Annotated in this window: 14 protein-coding genes and 1 tRNA gene; all 15 read right to left on the bottom strand. The window is 65.8% G+C overall.

All coding sequences use genetic code 11. The features are described 5' to 3' along the window. Positions 1–171 precede the first annotated feature (171 nt). A tRNA-Pro gene (locus ACXJLH_RS23600) sits at positions 172–248 on the bottom strand. A 35-nt stretch (positions 249–283) separates the two neighbouring features. Then, positions 284–814 (bottom strand): MerR family transcriptional regulator, encoded by a 531-nt coding sequence (locus tag ACXJLH_RS23595; RefSeq protein ID WP_056197417.1) that lies wholly within the window; start codon positions 812–814, stop codon positions 284–286. 46 nt (positions 815–860) lie between these two features. Then, positions 861–1,232, bottom strand: a complete 372-nt coding sequence (locus ACXJLH_RS23590) for an integration host factor subunit alpha (RefSeq protein WP_056197414.1) — start codon at positions 1,230–1,232, stop codon at positions 861–863. A 20-nt stretch (positions 1,233–1,252) separates the two neighbouring features. Continuing rightward, a complete protein-coding gene (gene pheT, locus ACXJLH_RS23585; protein ID WP_457446632.1) occupies positions 1,253–3,682 on the bottom strand; it encodes a phenylalanine--tRNA ligase subunit beta in 2,430 nt (809 codons plus the stop codon). Between the two features lie 6 nt (positions 3,683–3,688). Then, on the bottom strand, positions 3,689–4,732 hold the full coding sequence (pheS, locus tag ACXJLH_RS23580; protein ID WP_457446630.1) for a phenylalanine--tRNA ligase subunit alpha: 1,044 nt from the start codon (positions 4,730–4,732) through the stop codon (positions 3,689–3,691). Positions 4,733–4,818: 86 nt separating this feature from the next. Beyond that, positions 4,819–5,175 carry a 50S ribosomal protein L20 gene (gene rplT, locus ACXJLH_RS23575; RefSeq protein ID WP_025564000.1) on the bottom strand — a complete coding sequence of 119 codons (357 nt, stop codon included), beginning with the start codon at positions 5,173–5,175 and terminating at the stop codon, positions 4,819–4,821. Positions 5,176–5,201: 26 nt separating this feature from the next. Further along, positions 5,202–5,405, bottom strand: a complete 204-nt coding sequence (rpmI, locus tag ACXJLH_RS23570; protein WP_056197410.1) for a 50S ribosomal protein L35 — start codon at positions 5,403–5,405, stop codon at positions 5,202–5,204. Positions 5,406–5,524: 119 nt separating this feature from the next. Then, positions 5,525–6,070 (bottom strand): translation initiation factor IF-3, encoded by a 546-nt coding sequence (gene infC, locus ACXJLH_RS23565; protein ID WP_082532663.1) that lies wholly within the window; start codon positions 6,068–6,070, stop codon positions 5,525–5,527. A 66-nt stretch (positions 6,071–6,136) separates the two neighbouring features. Continuing rightward, a complete protein-coding gene (thrS, locus tag ACXJLH_RS23560; RefSeq protein ID WP_457446628.1) occupies positions 6,137–8,044 on the bottom strand; it encodes a threonine--tRNA ligase in 1,908 nt (635 codons plus the stop codon). 179 nt (positions 8,045–8,223) lie between these two features. Then, positions 8,224–9,312, bottom strand: coding sequence for a patatin-like phospholipase family protein (locus tag ACXJLH_RS23555; protein WP_457446626.1), 1,089 nt, complete (start codon positions 9,310–9,312; stop codon positions 8,224–8,226). Between the two features lie 19 nt (positions 9,313–9,331). After that, on the bottom strand, positions 9,332–11,590 hold the full coding sequence (locus ACXJLH_RS23550) for a TonB-dependent receptor plug domain-containing protein (protein ID WP_457446624.1): 2,259 nt from the start codon (positions 11,588–11,590) through the stop codon (positions 9,332–9,334). Between the two features lie 160 nt (positions 11,591–11,750). After that, entirely contained in the window at positions 11,751–14,081 is a 2,331-nt protein-coding gene (locus tag ACXJLH_RS23545; protein WP_457446622.1) for a Tex family protein, read from the bottom strand. Between the two features lie 146 nt (positions 14,082–14,227). After that, entirely contained in the window at positions 14,228–15,232 is a 1,005-nt protein-coding gene (locus tag ACXJLH_RS23540) for a PEP-CTERM sorting domain-containing protein (RefSeq protein WP_457446620.1), read from the bottom strand. Between the two features lie 115 nt (positions 15,233–15,347). Continuing rightward, a complete protein-coding gene (locus ACXJLH_RS23535; protein ID WP_457446618.1) occupies positions 15,348–16,604 on the bottom strand; it encodes a TIGR03862 family flavoprotein in 1,257 nt (418 codons plus the stop codon). A 69-nt stretch (positions 16,605–16,673) separates the two neighbouring features. Next, entirely contained in the window at positions 16,674–18,185 is a 1,512-nt protein-coding gene (locus tag ACXJLH_RS23530) for an MFS transporter (RefSeq protein WP_457446617.1), read from the bottom strand. Positions 18,186–18,246 lie beyond the last annotated feature (61 nt).

Here is an 18,246-nt window from a genome sequence, read left to right as displayed (position 1 = left end):
GCGCCCCTCAAAGCCTGTCATGCGGGTCGGCCCGCCGAATCGGCTTGTTGGTCGTGGACCCGGGGCCCCGAAGCCTTTTTCCGGTGGCCCCCCTTGGAGCCTTTCCGCGGCCACAAAGGAAAACGGCCTAGCTGCCGAAGCTGCTAAGCCGTTGATTCTCTTATTGTTTTATGGTCGGGACGGCGGGATTCGAACTCGCGACCCCTTGCACCCCATGCAAGTGCGCTACCAGGCTGCGCTACGCCCCGACTGAGCCAAAAAGTATAACCGAGGAATTGCGCTTTCAGCCCAGAAGGCTGGCTCGGATCGCAAGAAGTTCGGCTCGAACCTGCTCCAGAGAGGTCAGCGGGTCCACGGCGAGCACCGGCAGTGTCAAGGATGCCCCGGAGGCCTTCAGCGGCTGGGCATGTGCATGCGATGCCAACCGGACGGCGGGCAGATGCGCCAGTTCGACCGGCGCGCTGGCGTCGTCGTCACCGTCGAGTTCCCCATCCATGGCTTCGAGCGCCTGTGCGGCCTCGGCTTCATCTCGGAAGTTCTGCGCCGCGGCCGCCGATGGCAGGCCTTCGCTGAGCTGGTTGCGCGCGCCGCTGATGGTGAAGCCCTGGTCGTAGAGCAGGTCGCGGATGCGGCGGATCAGCAGCACCTCGTGGTGCTGGTAATAGCGCCGGTTGCCGCGCCGCTTCATGGGCTTGAGCTGGGTGAACTCCTGCTCCCAATAGCGCAGGACATACGGCTTCACACCGCACAGCTCGCTGACCTCACCAATGGTGAAGTAGCGTTTGGCGGGAATGGAAGGCAGCGCTTTGTCCATTGAAATCAAGGGCTTCGGAGCGAAAGCTGAGGCAAGGCGTCAGACTCTACTCGAAGTCTTCGCCGCTGGGCGTATCGCCTTGCACCAACCCCTTGAGCTTGTGGGAGGCGTGAAAAGTCACGACGTTGCGGGCCTTGATCGGGATGGACTCGCCGGTGCGCGGGTTGCGCCCCGGGCGTGGCGCCTTGCGGCGGATGTTGAAGTTGCCGAAGCCCGAGAGCTTGACGTCCTGGCCCTTGACGAGGCTGTCGTGCAGCATGTCGAAGAAGGCCTCGACCATGTCCTTGGACTCGCGCTTGTTCAACCCGAGCTTGTCGAACAGCAGCTCGGCCAGCTCGGCCTTGGTCAGGGTGGGCGTTTCCAGGCTGCCGATGACGACCGCAGCGGATTCGGATTTCTTGGCGTCGTTCGCGTCCATTCGTGTTCCTGTTCCTGGGGTCAGCCGCGCAGGCGGCCGCCGAGCTGGTCGCCGACAGCGGCCACGATGGCGGCCACGGCCGCATCGATGCGCTCATCGGTCAATGTGGCTTCGTCGTCGAGCAGTTCCAGGCGCACGGCCAGGGAGCGCTCGTCGGGTTGCAGATCCATGCTGGCGCCAGCAGCGGGTTTGAAGACGTCGAAGAGCTTGGCTGAACGCAGCAGCGCGCCGCCAGCGGCCGTGATGGTGGCCATCAGTGCGTCGTGGGGCGTGCTGTCCTTGACGACCAGGGCCAGGTCGCGCTGCACGGCCTGCTGGCGCGGCAGCGGCTGGCCTTGCGGCAGCGTGCGAGTCAGCGCGGCGTCGAGATTGAGCTCAAAGACGACGGGGGCGCTGCCGCTGATCTCATAGGCCTGGCGCCAACGCGGGTGCAGTTCGCCGACGATGCCGATGGCGACGCCGTTCAGCTTGACGCTTGCGCTGCGGCCGGGGTGCAGGGCAGGGTGCTCGGCGGTTTCGAAGCTCAGCGTCTGCGGTGCGAATAGCGCTTCGAGGTCGCCCTTGACGTCGAAGAAGTCGACGGCGCGGTCGCGCTGGCTCCACTGCTGCTGATCCGCCGGCCCCCAGGCCAGGCCGCCCAGGCGCAGCGGCTGTTCGATGCCGGCGACCGACAGTGGGCCATTGGCGACTGCGGCATCGCGCTTGAACACGCGGCCCAGCTCGAACACGCGTACGCGCGTCGCGCGGCGGGCCTGGTTGTGGCGCAGCACCTGCACGAGGCTGCCGATCAGGCTGGTGCGCATCACCGACAGCGGCGCGGCAATGGGGTTCAACAGCTTGATGGGGTCGGTGACACCGGCCAGCTCGCGCTCCCAGCGTTCCTCGACGAAGCTGAAGTTGATCGTCTCGAAGTAGTCGCGTGCGGCGACGGCGCGGCGCAGCGCATGCGTGCTCTGGTGCGATTCCGAGCCCGTGCGGCCCACGATGGGCGCCAGCGGCGCGGTGGACGGGAGCGTCGGATAGCCCAGCACACGGATGACTTCCTCGATGAGGTCTTCCTCGATCAGGATGTCGAAGCGCCAGCTTGGCGGGGTCACCGTAATCACGCCGTCAGCGGCCGTGAATGGCAGGCCCAGGCGCGTGAACGCGCCTTCGCATTGCGTCTGCGTCAGTGGCATGCCGATGACCTTGGCCGCACGGGCCACGCGCATTGCGACGGGCTTGCGCGCGGGCACGTTGGGCGACTGGTCGTCCATCGGGCCGACCTGGGTGCCAGACGTGCCGCAGATGTCGATGATGAGCTGCGTGACGCGTTCGATGTGCTCGACGGTCTGCGACGCATCGACGCCGCGCTCGAAGCGGTGGCCGGCATCGGTGGAGAAGTTGTAGCGGCGGCCACGGCCCATGACGGCCTCGGGCCACCAGAAGGCGGCCTCGACGTAGACGTTGCGCGTGTCGTCGGAGACAGCGGTGTGGTCGCCGCCCATGATGCCGGCGAGGGACTCGACCTCGCGTGCATCCGAGATGACGCCGACCTTCTCATCCACCGTGATGGTGTTGCCATTCAGCAGCTTGAGCTGCTCGCCGGCCTTGCCCCAGCGCACGACCAGCTCGCCGCTGATCTTGTCGAGGTCGAAGATGTGCGACGGGCGGCCGTACTCGAACATCACGTAGTTGGAGATGTCGACAAGGGCAGTCACCGAGCGTTGGCCGCAGCGCTCCAGGCGCTGGACCATCCAGGCAGGCGTCTTGGCCTTGGTGTCGATGCCCTTGACGATGCGGCCGGAGAAGCGGCCGCACAGGTCGGGCGCCTCGATACGGATGGGCAGCTTGTCGTCGATGCCGGGCTTCACCGGCGGAAACTCGGCCTTGAGCAGCGGCACGCCGGTCAGCGCAGCCACCTCACGGGCCACACCGAAGACGCTCAGCCCATGGCCCAGGTTGGGCGTGAGCTTCAGCGTGAAGAGGGTGTCGTCGAGATTCAGGTGTTTGCGGATGTCTTCGCCAATGACGGCATCGGCGGGCAGTTCCAGCAGGCCGCCGTGGTCTTCGCTGAGCTTGAGCTCGCGGGCCGAACACAGCATGCCGAAGCTCTCGACGCCGCGCAGCTTGCCGACACCGATCTTGAAGGGCTTGGCTGCGTCATCGGTGGGCAGCTCGGCGCCGACGGTGGCCAGCGGCACCTTGATGCCGACACGGGCGTTGGGTGCACCGCAGACGATCTGCAGCGGTTCGGCGCCGCCGGCGTTGACCTTGCAGACACGCAGCTTGTCGGCGTTGGGATGCTGCTCGGCTTCGAGGATTTCGGCGACGACGATGCCGTGGAAAGGCGGCGCCACGGGGCGCAGCTCTTCAACCTCCATGCCGGACATGGTCAGCAGTTCGGCCAGTTTTTCAGTGGACAGCGGCGGATTGCAGAACTCGCGCAGCCAGGACTCGGGGAATTGCATAACGATTTACTTGAACTGCGAGAGAAAGCGGAGGTCGCCGTCGAAGAAGGCGCGCAGGTCGTTGACGCCATAGCGCAGCATGGCCAGGCGGTCGATGCCGGAACCGAACGCGAAGCCGATGTAGCGCTCGGGGTCCAGGCCCATGTTGCGGATCACCTGCGGGTGCACCTGGCCGGAGCCCGACACCTCCAGCCAGCGGCCCTTCAGCGGGCCGCTCTCGAACATGATGTCGATCTCGGCGCTGGGCTCGGTGAAGGGGAAGTAGCTGGGGCGAAAGCGCAGCTGCAGCTGGTCGGTCTCGAAGAAGGCGGTGATGAAGTTCAGGTAGACCGCCTTCAGGTCCTTGAAGCTGATGTTCTCGCCCACCCACAGGCCTTCGACCTGGTGGAACATGGGCGAGTGGGTGGCGTCGCTGTCGACGCGGTAAGTGCGGCCCGGCGCGATGACGCGGATTTCGGGCATGGTGTCCTGGCCCGCGTAGCACTTGGCGTGGGCCTGGGCGTAGCGGATCTGCATCGGGCTGGTGTGCGGACGCAGGTTCAGCCAGGCACCGTTCTCGTCCTTCATGTCGACGTAGAACGTGTCCTGCATGGAGCGGGCCGGGTGGTTCTCGGGGTTGTTCAGCGCCGAGAAGCTGTACCAGTCGGTCTCGATCTCGGGGCCGTCCGCGACGTCGAAGCCCATGGAGGCGAAGATGGCCTCGATGCGCTCCATCGCGCGCGTGATCGGGTGCAGGCCGCCGGTGCCGCGGCTGCGGCCGGGAAGCGTCACGTCGAGGGCCTCGGCCTTGAGTTGCTTCTCGAGCTCTGCGGCGGCGAGCGCGTCGCGGCGTGCAGTCAGGGCGGTTTCGATGCCGACCTTGAGCTGGTTGATCTCGGCGCCGCGAGTCTTCTTTTCCTCGATGCTGAGGGCGCCCAAGCCCTTCATCAGTTCGGTCACACGGCCGGACTTGCCGAGGAAGCGCGCCTTGGCGTTTTCGAGTTCAGCGGGCGTTGGCGCGGCGGCAAAGTCGCTGCGTGCCGCTTCAAGAAGAGCGTCGAGATCAGACATTCGGAATTCGGAATGAAAAAGGGCCGACCCTGGTGGGCCGGCCCTGAAAGTTTGCGTGCCCCGACGCGAGCCAGGGCGAATCGCAATCAGGCGAGCGCGGCCTTCACCTTGGCGAAGATGCTGGCAAAACCAGCCGGGTCGTTCACGGCCAGATCGGCGAGGACCTTGCGGTCGATCTCGATCTGGGCCTTCTTCAGACCCGCCACGAACTTGCTGTAGGACAGACCCAGACCACGCGATGCAGCGTTGATACGGGCAATCCAGAGCTGGCGGAAGACGCGCTTCTTGGTACGACGGTCACGGTAGGCGTATTGGCCCGCCTTCATCACCGCCTGCTTGGCGATGCGGAAGACGTTCTTACGACGACCCCGGAAGCCCTTGGCCAGAGCCAAGACCTTCTTGTGACGGGCACGAGCGGTTACACCACGTTTGACGCGAGGCATGTGTTTCTCCTTGAGTCAGTGATGAATTACAGGCCAGCAAAGGGCAGCATCTGAGCGATGTGACCCATGTTGGTTTCGTGCACGGTGACGGCGCCGCGGAGCTGACGCTTGTTCTTCGTGGTCTTCTTGGTCAGGATGTGGCGCTTGAACGCCTGACCGCGCTTGACGGTGCCACCCGGACGAACGCGAAAACGCTTTTTCGCGCTGCTCTTGGTCTTCATTTTGGGCATGTTGATGCTCCTTCTAAGTGCGTCCCTGGGGCGGCGCCGGTGAGCCCGGCGCGCTTGTTGGCCTCAGGAGACTAATGAACCCGTCGGCGACCAAACCGGCGGGTTGAACTCTTCGGTCTTTAGCGCTTTTTGGGCGCCAGGACCATGATCATCTGCCGACCTTCGAGCTTCGGCATGTTCTCGACGATCGCCACGTCGGCCAGTTCGTCGCGAATCCGCTCCAGCAGGCGCATACCGATGTCCTGGTGGGTGATTTCACGGCCCCGGTAGCGCAGCGTGACCTTGCCCTTGTCACCGTCTTCGGCGATGAAGCGGCGCAGATTGCGCATCTTGATCTGGTAGTCGCCTTCGTCCGTGCCCGGACGGAATTTGACTTCCTTGATCTCGATGATCTTCTGCTTGGACTTGGCTTCGGCAGCGCGCTTTTGCTCCTGGTACTTGAACTTGCCGTAGTCCATCAGCCGGCAGACCGGCGGATTGGCGGTGGCAGAGATCTCGACCAGATCCACATCCATGTCGCCCGCCATACGCAGGGCTTCCTGGATGCTGACGACGCCGATGGGTTCGTTCTCGGGGCCGTTCAGACGGACTTCGGGAGCCATGATTTCGCGGTTCAACCGGTGCTTGCGCTCCGGAATCGCACGACGGTCAGCAAACGTAGCGATGGTGTAGACCTTTCAACGGGCCCCCAGGCGAGAGGCCCAAACAAAACAAATCGCGCCCGAAAGGCTTCAGACCTTGTTGGTGATGTCTGCGGAGATCCGAGAGAGGAAGTCCTGCAGGGGCATCACGCCGAGGTCCTGGTTGCCACGGGCGCGTACCGCAACGCTGCCATTCGCCTTTTCCTTGTCGCCTACGACGAGGATGTACGGCAGCTTTTGCATGGAATGCTGGCGGATTTTATAGGTGATCTTCTCGTTGCGCAAATCTGCCGAGGCCCTAAGCCCTTGTTTTTGCAGCGATTTCACAATTTCAGACACGTAATCGGCCTGCGCGTCGGTGATATTGGCCACCACGACCTGCGTCGGAGCCAGCCAGACGGGCAGCGCGCCGGCATGCTGCTCGATCAGGATGCCGATGAAACGCTCCAGGCTGCCGACGATTGCGCGGTGCAGCATGACGGGTGTCTTGTGCTGGCCGTCCTCGTCGACGAACTCGGCGCCCAGGCGCCCCGGCATCGAGAAATCGACCTGCATCGTGCCGCACTGCCATTGGCGGCCGAGGGCGTCCTTGAGCGTGTACTCGATCTTGGGGCCGTAGAAGGCGCCGTCTCCGGGGGAGATGATGAAGTCCACGCCCGAGGCACGCAGCGATTCCATCAGCGCGTGCTCGGCCTTGTCCCAGACCTCGTCGGAGCCGATGCGGGCGTCAGGGCGCGTCGCGACTTTGTAGATGATGTCCGTGAAGCCGAAGTCCGTGTAGACCTTCTGCAGCAGGGCCGTGTAGGCCACGCACTCGGCCAGGATCTGGTCTTCCGTGCAGAAGATGTGGCCATCGTCCTGCGTGAAGCCGCGCACGCGCATGATGCCGTGCAGGCCGCCGGTGGGCTCGTTGCGATGGCACTGGCCGAACTCGCCGAAGCGCAGCGGCAGGTCGCGGTAGCTCTTGACGCCGTGCTTGAAGATCAGGATGTGGCCCGGGCAGTTCATCGGCTTGAGCGCGTAATCGCGCTTCTCCGACTCCGTCGTGAACATGTTGTCGCGGTACTTGTCCCAGTGGCCCGTGGCCTCCCACAGCGTCTTGTCGAGCAGCTGCGGGCCCTTGACCTCCTGGTAGCCGTTGTCGCGGTAGACGCGGCGCATGTACTGCTCCACCTCCTGCCAGACCGTCCAGCCCTTGGGATGCCAGAAGACGACGCCGGGGGCGTGCTCGTCGATGTGGAAGAGGTCCAGCTCCCTGCCGAGGCGGCGGTGGTCGCGCTTCTCGGCTTCCTCCAGCATCACCAGGTACTTCTGGAGGTCGTCCTTGGTCGCCCAGGCCGTGCCGTAGATGCGTTGCAGCATCTCGTTGCGATGATCGCCACGCCAGTAGGCGCCGGCCACCTTCATCAGCTTGAAGTGCTTGAGCTTGCCCGTGCTGGGCACGTGGGGGCCGCGGCACAGGTCTTCGAAGGCACCTTCGGCATACAGCGACACATCCTGGTCGGCCGGGATGCTTTCGATGATCTCAGCCTTGTAGGCCTCGCCCATGGCCTTGAAGTGCGCCACCGCCTCGTCGCGCGGCAGCACGCGGCGCGAGACCTTCTCGTCCTTCTTGGCCAGCTCGGTCATCTTGGCCTCGATGGCGGCCAGATCGTCGGGCGTGAACGGGCGCTTGTAGGCAAAGTCGTAATAGAAGCCGTTCTCGATGACCGGGCCGATGGTGACCTGGGCGTCGGGGTAGAGCGACTTGACCGCGTAGGCCAGCAGGTGGGCCGTCGAGTGGCGGATCAGCTCCAGGCCGTCGGCGTCCTTCTCGGTGACGATGGCGAGCTGCACGTCGTGGTCGATGACGTGGCTGAGGTCGACGACCTTGCCGTCGACCTTGCCGCCGAGGGCGGCCTTGGCCAGGCCGGCACCGATGCTGGCGGCGACGTCGCCGACCGACAGCGCGGCGGGGTATTCACGGCGCGAGCCGTCGGGGAGTTGAATCGAAATCATGGGTGCTCCGAAGAGGCGACAAACAAAAAAGCGCGGCCACTTGCCGCGCTTTGTTTGTGCCCGAAGGCGAGAAGACGTGACGAGCCGCGGCCGACTAACTACCGGTAAACGGGAACGTAGTTCGCGGTGTCATAACCAGGGTGCCTTTCTCGCTCTTGTGAGGGGAGGAAGGCGAGATTCTAAAGCGGCAGGGCGGAAATGGAGTCGCGCTGGGCCAACGCAGCGAATTCATCGGCCAGGCGCTGGCTTTCCGTCACGGCGACGCGCCAGCGGCGGCGGCGCTCGGTGGCGTCCAGCGCCATGAAGTCATTGCGGTCGGGCAGCTTGGCGCCGGGCAGCCTGGCGATGAAATCGGGCGACGGGCACAGCAGCACGACGTTGTCGAGGAAGTCCGTCGAGCGGTGGCGGTGCTTCAAGGCCTTGTCCAGCCAGCCCGGGACGACCTGGCGCTGGAAATGCGGGTAGAGCACCAGCGGCGCGGTGGACGACTGCAGTGCGCGGTAGTCCAGGTGCAGGTGGTAGTCGGTGATGCCTCCGTCCCAGTAGGCGCCGCGCGGCGCGCCGGGCAGGTCGTGCTGGGCCTGCAGCCAGAAGGGGATGGAGCAGCTTGCCAGCAGCGCGCCGCGCAGGTTGGCGCGCGACAGATGCACCTCGCGGCTCGTGAAGTCGTTGAGCTTCAGCGGCAGGCGGTCGCGCGGGTCGGAGAAGACGACGCGCTCCAGGAAGCGGCCCAGCAGCGGGCGTGACATGGCGTTCGCCGCGAACGCGCCGAGGTAGCCCAGAGGCGTGCGCAGCTTGCCTTCTCGCGCCAGCAAGCCAGCGCGGCCTCGCGACGTGACCACGTGCAGGCGCAGCCGCGGGTGGGCCAGCACTTCGGCCTCGCGGCCCTCGAAGATATCGCCCAGGATCTCGCCGAAGCGCTTGCTGACACCCTCGGGCCGCGGGCGCTTCTCGCCGGGCAACACGTCGTACTCCTGTGTCACATAGGCCTCGGCCATGGTGTTGAACGCATCCGGCACGTCGCGGTGCGCCAGCGCAGCCGTGGCCATGCGCCAGGCACCGATGCTGGCGCCGACGAGATGCACCGGATGCTGGCTTTGCGGCAGCCATTCACCGAAGACGAAACGGTCCAGCCCGTTGAGGATCAGCCCCTTGGGACCGCCGGCGGCAGCGGGAATCAAGCCAATGTCCTCGGCGCGCAGGCCGCGCTCGGCCAGTCGCGCTTTCGCGGCCGGGCCGGCAAAGACCTGCAGGGTGCCCGAGCTCATGCGCTGAAGATAGCCCGGATCAGAACTTGTGTTCCCAGTTCACTGCCCACCATGGCACCGGATCGCGACGGTTCAGGTTGTAGTCGGGCGTGTTGATGATGACGACCCGCGTGCCCTGTTGGGGCTGGAACAGGCCGTTGACGCTGACGCGCACGCTGTCCTGCTTGCTGACCTGCATCGCCGCGAAGGCGTCCAGCGAGCGCGAGGCCAGCGAAGTCTGGCTCTGCAGCACGCTCTGGCGTACGTCGAACTCCGGTGCGATCTGTGCGCTGAATCCCATGTTGATGGGCAGAGTCTTGAACCGATAGTCCGCACCGAAGTTGAATTGCCATGGCTGCTGGCCTTCCAGACGGTTGTCGGGGCCGGGGATGTCGGCGACCGTGGACCGGTACAGGTTCAGCGACGCACGCAGATTGAGGTTGGTGCTGGGCTCGAAGAGGCTGGGGAAGAGTTCGCCGGCGCGGCCCTTGACCTCCAGCTCCAAGCCCTGGGTCGTGGCCTTGCTGAGATTGATCTGGGTGATGACGTAGCGCTGCGTGTCGGCATAGTCGACGGTCATCAACCGCGGGCGGTCGGTGCGGATCAGGTTGGTGATGCGGCGATGGAAAACGCCAACGGAGATCAGCCCCCCGGCCGGAAGGTACTTCTCGTAGGCCACGTCCAGCCCCGTGGCCAGTTCAGGCTTGAGCTGCGGGTTGCCGATGCGGTCGGGACCAAGCTCGGTGTTGATGTGGGCATTGGGACCGCGCACCTCGTAATCGGTGTTGACGGTCGGCCGGGCGATGAGCTGCTGGACGTCGGCAGCCTTGTAGCTGCGCGTGAGGCTGGCGCGCACCAGGTCGCGGCCCTTGGGGTCGGGCTTGAAGTTCAGGTGCAGCAATGGCGTGGTGACCTTGCTGGTGCTGGCGAACTGGCTGCTTGCGCCTTCGCTGGCCATCTTGATCTGCTCGTGGCGAACGCCGGCATAGGCCGACCATTGCGGGTTGATCTCCCACTCGTCCTGCACATACAGGGCCGAGCGCGTGATCGTCGCGTCGAAGGGCTGGCCTTCGACGCCGGTCAGCAGGTCCTCCCATTTGGGGTTGGCCTTGCGGTAGTCGAACTGCTGGGTGCGACGGCTTTCGTCACGCGTGCGACGTTCCAGTTCGGCGCCGGTGGTCACGGTGTGGGCATCGCCAGCGTACTGGCTGTATTTGCCCGACAGCGTCGTGTTGCGATTGCGGTTTTCGCCGGTAGTGAGGCGGTCGATCGCCGGCGTGCCGTCCTTGTTGCGGCCGAAGAAGCCGGAGTTGAAGTCCGCGCCGCCACTGCCCGCACCGGCGCGCAACTCGATGCGGCGATCCTCGCCGAAGCGGTTGTTGTATTGCAGATTGACCCGCTGGGCCGAGAAGGTGCCACGGTTGCGGGTGGTGTCGAGCAGGCTGGGCGGCAGCACGCTCTTGCTCGGCGTGGCCGGGTCTGCGAACAGCACCTCGGTGGTGTTGGCGCCTTCGCTGCGGAAGCGGTTCTGGATGAAGAAGCCCTGCACGCTCAGCGTCTCGTCGTCGCCGAGCTTCCAGTTCAGGCGCGGCGCCATGTTGAAGCCCTGGCCGAACGAGCGGTCGCGCCCGCTGTTGCGCAGGCCGGTGAGGCCGCGGTCACGCACGCGGTCGCCCTCGTTCTCGTTGACGAAATTCCACTGTTGGACATTGATCGGCAGCACGAAACCCAGGCCGCCGATGACGCGGTCGCCATAGGTGAAGCCGGCGTTGATGACGGGCTTTTCCGACGCATAGGCCATTCCCAGCCGCAGGTCCTTCTGCACGACGCGCGGGGCGTCCTTCAGGATGATGTTGAGCGTGCCGGCAATGGCCTGGGCGCTCTGGTCGGCCGTCGGGGCCTTGCTGACCTCCAGCCGCTCGACCTGGGCGGGGTTCAGGTTGTCCAGGCTGAAGCCCGGGGGCGCCGGCTCGCCGTTGACGAGGATCTGCGTGTAGGCGCCGCCCAGGCCGCGCATGCGCAACTGGCCGCCGGAGACATTGATGCCCGGCAGGCGCTTGAGCACATCGCTGAGCTGGGTGTCGCCGTATTTGTCCAGCTCGTCGCGGCCATAGAGCTGCTTGGCCACGGGCTCGCGGCGGCGCAGGTCGGTGTCGGTCTGCTGGCGCGTCACCGAGACGCGCTCGAGCTGGTTGTTGCTGGGCGTGGGTGAGTTGTTCGAGGCGCGGTCGACCTCCTGCTGGGCCAGGACCAGGGCTGGGCTGAGCAGAAGCAGCAAGGCGAGGGCGGGGGTTTTCAAGACGGACTCCGAGAGATGCGATTCAGCGCGCGGCGCGCACCATAGCGGCAGCGCTGTCATGGCGCGGCGGTGCTGCGACCAGTTGCGGGTTCAGGGGCACCAATCGACGCCCCGCGGTGCGGGCCGCGATCATGGCAGCTCGCTGTGGCAATGACGAAGGTCAGCGCTTGAGCTTGGCAAAGGCCGCGGCCATCGCACCGCCGGCAGGGGCCTGGAAGTCCTGAGACTGGCGCGGGCCACGTTCGTTGCGCGCCGCGGGGCGGAAGTTGTTGTCCGGCTTCGGGCCTCGCGGTGCCTGGGTGTCCAGCTTCATCGTCAGGGAAATGCGTTGGCGCGCCAGGTCCACTTCCAGCACCTTGACCTTGACGATGTCGCCGGTCTTGACCACCTCTCGCGCGTCGCTGACGAACTTGTTGGACAGCTGGCTGACGTGGATGAGCCCGTCCTGGTGCACGCCCAGGTCGACGAAGGCGCCGAACTGCGCAACGTTGCTGACCGTACCTTCAAGCAGCATGCCCGGCTGCAGGTCCTTGACGTCCTCGACGCCGTCATTGAAGCGCGCCACCTTGAAGTCTGGGCGCGGGTCGCGGCCGGGCTTTTCCAGCTCGGCCAGCACGTCCTTGACGGTGATGAGGCCGAACTTCTCGTCGGCCAGCAGTTCGGGCTTGAGCGTGCGCAGCACCTCGCTGCGGCCGACGACGTCAGCGGCCGGGCGCTTGAGGATGCTGAGCGCCTTCTCGACCAGCGGATAGGTCTCGGGGTGGACGCCGCTGAAGTCCAATGGGTTGTCGCCGCCACGGATGCGCAAAAAGCCTGCCGCCTGCTCGAAGGTCTTGGGGCCGAGGCCGCTGACGTCCAGCAATTGCTGGCGGCTCTTGAAGGCGCCATTCGCGTCGCGCCAGCGCACGATGCTGCTGGCGACCGACGCCGACAGGCCCGACACGCGGGCCAGCAGGGCCTGCGAGGCGGTGTTCAGGTCCACACCGACCTTGTTCACGCAGTCCTCGACGACGGCGTCCAGCGTGCGCGCCATCTCGCTCTGGTTCACGTCGTGCTGGTACTGACCGACGCCGATGCTCTTGGGGTCGATCTTGACCAGTTCGGCCAGCGGGTCCTGCAGGCGGCGCGCGATGGATACGGCGCCGCGCAGGCTCACATCCAGGTCGGGCAGCTCCTTGGAAGCGAACTCCGACGCCGAGTAGACCGAAGCGCCCGCCTCGCTGACGACGACGCGCTCGATCTGCACCGAGGCGTCCAGCGCCTGCAGCTTCTTGATCAGCTCGCCGGCCAGCTTGTCGGTCTCGCGGCTGGCCGTGCCATTGCCGATCGCGATCAGGTTGACACCGTGCGTTGCGCACAGCTTGGCCAGCGTGTGCAGGCTCCCATCCCAATCGCGGCGGGGTTCGTGCGGGTAGACGGTGGAGGTGTCCAGCACGCGGCCGGTGTCGGAGACGACCGCCACCTTCACGCCGGTGCGGATGCCCGGGTCCAGTCCCATGACGACGCGCTTGCCGGCGGGTGCGGCCAGCAGCAGGTCGCGCAGGTTCTCGGCGAAGACCTTGATGGCGGTCGCTTCCGCCGCCTCGCGCAGCCGGGCGAACAGGTCGCGCTCCAGGCTCAGCGACAGCTTGACCTTCCAGGTCCAGCCCACGGTCTTGCGGATCAGCGCGTCACCGGGGCGGTTGGCATGGCGCCAGCCGAGGTGGCTCGCGATGCGGCCTTCAGCGAGGGTGGGCTGGCCGGCGATGACTTCTTCGTCCAGCACCAGCTTGGCATCCAACAGCTCCAGCGTGCGGCCGCGAAAGACGGCGAGCGCGCGGTGCGACGGCACCGTCTTGATGGTTTCGGCGTAGTCGAAGTAGTCGCGGAACTTGGCGTTGTCCGGCGTGTCCGGGCTCTTGCCGTCCATCAGCTTGGACTGGAAGAGACCGACGTCCCAGAGCCATTCGCGCAGCTTGCCCACCAGCACGGCATCCTCGGCCCAGCGCTCGGCAAGCAGGTCGCGCACGCCGTCCAGTACCGCGTGGGCATCGGCAAAACCGGCCTCGGCGTTGATGAAGCTCGCGGCTTCATCGAGCGGCGTCAGTGATGGGTCTGCGAAGAGCTTGTCCGCCAACGGCTCCAGCCCCGCCTCACGGGCGATCAGGCCCTTGGTGCGACGCTTGACCTTGTAAGGCAGGTAGAGGTCTTCCAGCTCCTGCTTGGTCGGTGCCATGCGGATGGCGGCTTCGAGCTCCGGCGTCAGCTTGCCCTGCTCGGCGATGGACTTGAGCACGGCCTCGCGGCGCTCGGCCAGCTCGCGCAAGTAGGCCAGGCGCGCGTCCAGCTCACGCAACTGGATGTCGTCGAGACCGTCGGTGGCCTCCTTGCGGTAGCGGGCGATAAAGGGCACGGTGGCCCCACCATCCAGCAGCTCGACGGCAGCCTGCACCTGGGCGGGCCTCACCTTCAGCTCGGCGGCAATCTGGGAAACGATCAGCTTGTTGTCCAAAACGGGCTCTGGAAATCGGGCGAAAAGCCTGCGATTTTCCCACACGGGTTTCCTGCAACGGGATACCTGAAACCCGTCGCGCGACTTCTCCAGGTTTTCCGTCGCGCAGGGCCCGCCCGCTGCCGCGGACCGGCGGGCCCTGAGTGTCAGCAGCGCAGGCGGCGGCGCGTGGCAAGACCCAGGCCGATGAGGCCGGCCACAAGCATCGCAGCCGATGCCGGCTCGGGCACGGCTGAGACTGCGTTGAAGGGCTGTGGCGCGTCGTTGCCGATGCGGATGCTCGTGACGTCGAGCGTGTGCGAGAAATCGGCGGCGCCGCCGTTCTGCGCACCCGTGAACAGGAAGGCGCCCACCATGTAGAAGTAGCGGCCGCAGGCGGGCGAGATGGGAGTCTGGCAGTCGATCCGCGTGCCATTGGCGCTCACGTGGAGGGTGGTGTCGACGTCCAGCGAGCGGCTCATGGTGTCGCTTTGCACACCGAACACGTCGAGATGGGTCTGCGTGCTGGGGTGGGCGGCAATGAGTTGCTGCAGCAGGGGATCGCCCCCGACTTCGAAGGCATCGAGCCCCGCGGCCTTGAACAAGGCGTACTGGCTTTCGGCCGTGAAGTTGGCTTGCGAGCCGACGACGAAGGCGGTGACGGCAGCGCCCGAGCGGTCGGCGCCCAGGGCGCGGTCACCCGTCGTCGCCAGATGGCCATCAAGCTTCAGGTCAAACTGAACGGTCGTGTCCTGGTCCAGCATGGCCCAGTAGCCCACGAAGGAATGGCCGACTGCAACGCTGCTGATGGCGGTCGGATTCAACGGCGCCAGCGCGGAGGCCGACGCACCGAGGCTGGTCGGTCCGACGCGGGCGAAGGCCGAGGCCAGCTTGTCATTGACGGCTTGCGAGTCAGTCGCGCTGCGGCTCAGCTGGGCAGCGGACGGAAAGTTCAACCAGGCGCCGTCCTGGCTGAGCGTGCCGTCGATGATCGTGCCGGCCGTGGCCTCGTTGGTGGCGACAAACCACTGGTTCAGTTCCAGCCCGTACAGGTTGGACGCATTGGGCATGCCCAGGGAAATGGGCGGCAAGGTCGCGTCGGCCGATGCTGGGAGGTGGGCGAACGCGGCGGTCAAGCTCAGGGCCAGGGTGGCGAGGCGCAGGGACGTCATGAGATGAGGCGTTAGCAGGGACGGCGGAGTCTAGGAGTCGCTTCGGCTCACTCCGTCCCCGTGGCACCCAAGGGCTAGGGATGCCTGCCGGTTGGATTGCAACCAGCTGTGACTGTCAGGACGTCAGCCAAGCCGCAAGCCCGGCGGCTGCTGCGCGCCCGCTTGCCATGCTGGCCGTCAGCAGATAGCCGCCGGTGGGCGCCTCCCAATCCAGCATCTCGCCGGCGACGAAAACGCCGGGCAGGGCGGTCAGCATCAGGCCACCGGTCAGCGCCTCGAAGCGCACGCCGCCGGCCGTGCTGATGGCTTCGGCCACGGGGCGGGGCGCGTGCAGCGTCAGCGGCAGATGCTTCAGCGCGGCAGCCAGCGTAGTGGCGTCCAGCATCTGCTCACGCGTCAGCAACTCGTGCAGCAGGCCGAGCTTGAGTGGGTTCAGGTGCAGGCGGCTCTTCAGGTGCGAGGACAGGGATCGGCTGCCGCGCGGGTGCCTGACCTCGGCGAGCACGCGCTCGGGCGCCAACTGGGGCAGCAGGTCCAGGTGCAGCGTGGCGACGCCGTCACGCGCGATCTGCTCGCGCAATGTGCTGCTCGCTGCATACACCAACGAGCCCTCGATGCCTGTGGCCGTGAAGACGAACTCTCCAGCGCGATTCGCGAAGCCTTCGGTCTCGAGTGCGACCGGCTTGATCGGTTGGCCGGCGAACTCGGTGGCAAAGCGTTCGCTCCAGCCGGGGCCTCCGGCGTGGGCCGCGGTGGGCCCCACGTCGAAGCCGCAATTGGCGGGATGCAGCGGCGCGATGTCGACGCCGCGCGCGGCGAGCCGCTCGACCCAGGCGCCGTCCGAGCCGAGTTGGGGCCAGGAAGCGCCACCCAGCGCGAGCAGCGTGGCGCGTGGTGTCACCAGGCGTTCACCGTCGGGCGTGTCCAAGCGCAGCGCGCCATCGTCAGCCCAGCCCGTCCAGCGGTGCCGCATCGCGAACTTCACGCCGGCCGCGCGCAGCCGGTGCAGCCAGGCGCGCAGCAGCGGCGCAGCCTTCAGGTCTTTCGGAAACACGCGGCCCGAGGTGCCGACGAAGGTCTCGACGCCCAGTCCCGAGGCCCAGTCGCGCAGCGCGTCGCCGTCAAAGGCGCGCAACAGCGGCTCGATCTGCGCGGCGCGCTCACCGAAGCGGCCGATGAAGGGCTCGAAGGGCTCGGAATGGGTCAGGTTGAGCCCGCCCTTGCCGGCGAGCAGGAATTTGCGGCCCACGCTGGGCTTGGCGTCGAAGACGGTGACCGCCAGGCCGGCGGCGGCCAGCACTTCGGCCGCCATCAGCCCGGCAGGGCCGCCGCCGATGATGGCGATATCGGCCGTGAGATCTTTGGGATGCATGCCCGATTCTAGGAACCGGTGCTCGCGGCGCTGTGTTTGGGCCGTGCAGCCTACGGAGCTCCTCGCCCGTCAGGCCCGTACCGCCGGTTTCGCCCCCGCCGGCGCCAGGGCGTTGTTGCCCCAGCACTGCTCGTACTTCCATCCGGTCAGTTCCTCGGCCACGGCGCGGGCCTGCGCAGGGGCGTCGGCGATGCGGCCACCGGCCTTGATGCGGGCGACTTCTTCCAGCAGGACGGCGTGGTTCTTGCGGTCGAGCTTCATCTGGGTGGTGTAGTAGATGCCGCCCAGCGCCAGGCCGATGACGCCCAGCGTGAAGATGCCGACGATGGCGTTGATCGCGCTCTCCGGCTGTGTGGCCTGGCCGGAAAGGAAGCCGAACTGGCCGAGGATCCAGCCCATGACAAAGACGACAGCCGAGCGCGTGATCTTGCCCGCGAAGGTCATGGCGCCGGCATAGATGCCTTCACGCCGCCGCCCGGTCAGCACCTCATCGACGTCGGCCAGGAAGGTGTAGACCGTCCAGGGGATGTAGTAGACCCCGCCGGTGCCCAGGCCGAACACGGCCGTGACGGCGAAGAGGGCGATGGCCGTGGTCTGCTTGCTCCAACCCAGGTAGAACAGCGCCGTATAGGCCAGCACGCTGCCGCAAACGATGAGCAGGGCAATACGGTAGGGGCGCGCAAAACCGAACTTGATGCACAGGCCGATGAATAGCATGGTCGATATCAGCTGCATCACCGAGCTGAAGCTGTTCAGATAGCCGACAACCGACTTGTCCTGCCCCATGCAGAAGACGATGAAGTAAGTAAATATCGAAGCAAACAGCCATTCCGCCCCAAACCCCAGCAGATACATGCCGAGGTGTTTGCGGAAGATCTTCAGATGGAAGGTGGACAGCATGTCCATGCCGAGTTTCTTGAGCGCCTGGCCCAGGCTGCCGGCACGCTCCTGCGCCACTTCATGCACGGGCCGCTCCCAAGAGGAGAGGTAGAGGGCGGTCATGGCGCCGCACATGATGAGGGCGTAGATGATGCCGGTCAGCAGGAAGGGCGTGGCCGATTCCTTGCTGTAGACCAGGAAGAGCTGGGCCGGGATGAAGGCGGCCAGGAAGTTGGCCGCCTTGCCGAACATGGCCTTGGCGCCGGTGAGTTTGGAGCGGGCCGAAAAATCCGTGGTCATCTCGGTCGCCAGGGTTTCATACGGCACCATGATCGAGGTATAGACCAGCTCGAAGAGGGCATACATGCTCAGGTAGTACCAGAACCCGAAACCCTCGATCCACATCAGTGGATAGAGCAGCACCAGGGGTATGCCCGTCAAGATGAAAAAACGCCGGCGCCCGAACTTTCGGCCCAATCGCGTGTTGTAGAAGTTGTCGCTGATATACCCCATCACGGGGTTGCTGATGGCGTCCAGGATGCTGGCCAGGGAGAAGATCGTGGCCGCCTCGACGACCGTCAGACCGCAGAAGGTCGTGTAGAAATAGAGCAGCCATGCGGCCGCAATGGCCAGGGCACCGCTGCCCAGCAGGTTGGCGCCGCCGTAGCTCAGCGTGTGCCTCATCGAGATCGTTTTGCTCATGACTTGCTGTCTCTCATTTAACTGGAAGACAGTTTCATTTTTTGTGGCCTGCCGTTCCGTG

The sequence above is a fragment of the Roseateles sp. P5_E4 genome (assembly GCF_054049255.1).
The sequence above is the reverse complement of the archived record's forward strand: the minus strand, read 5'-3'. Positions and strand labels throughout refer to the sequence as shown.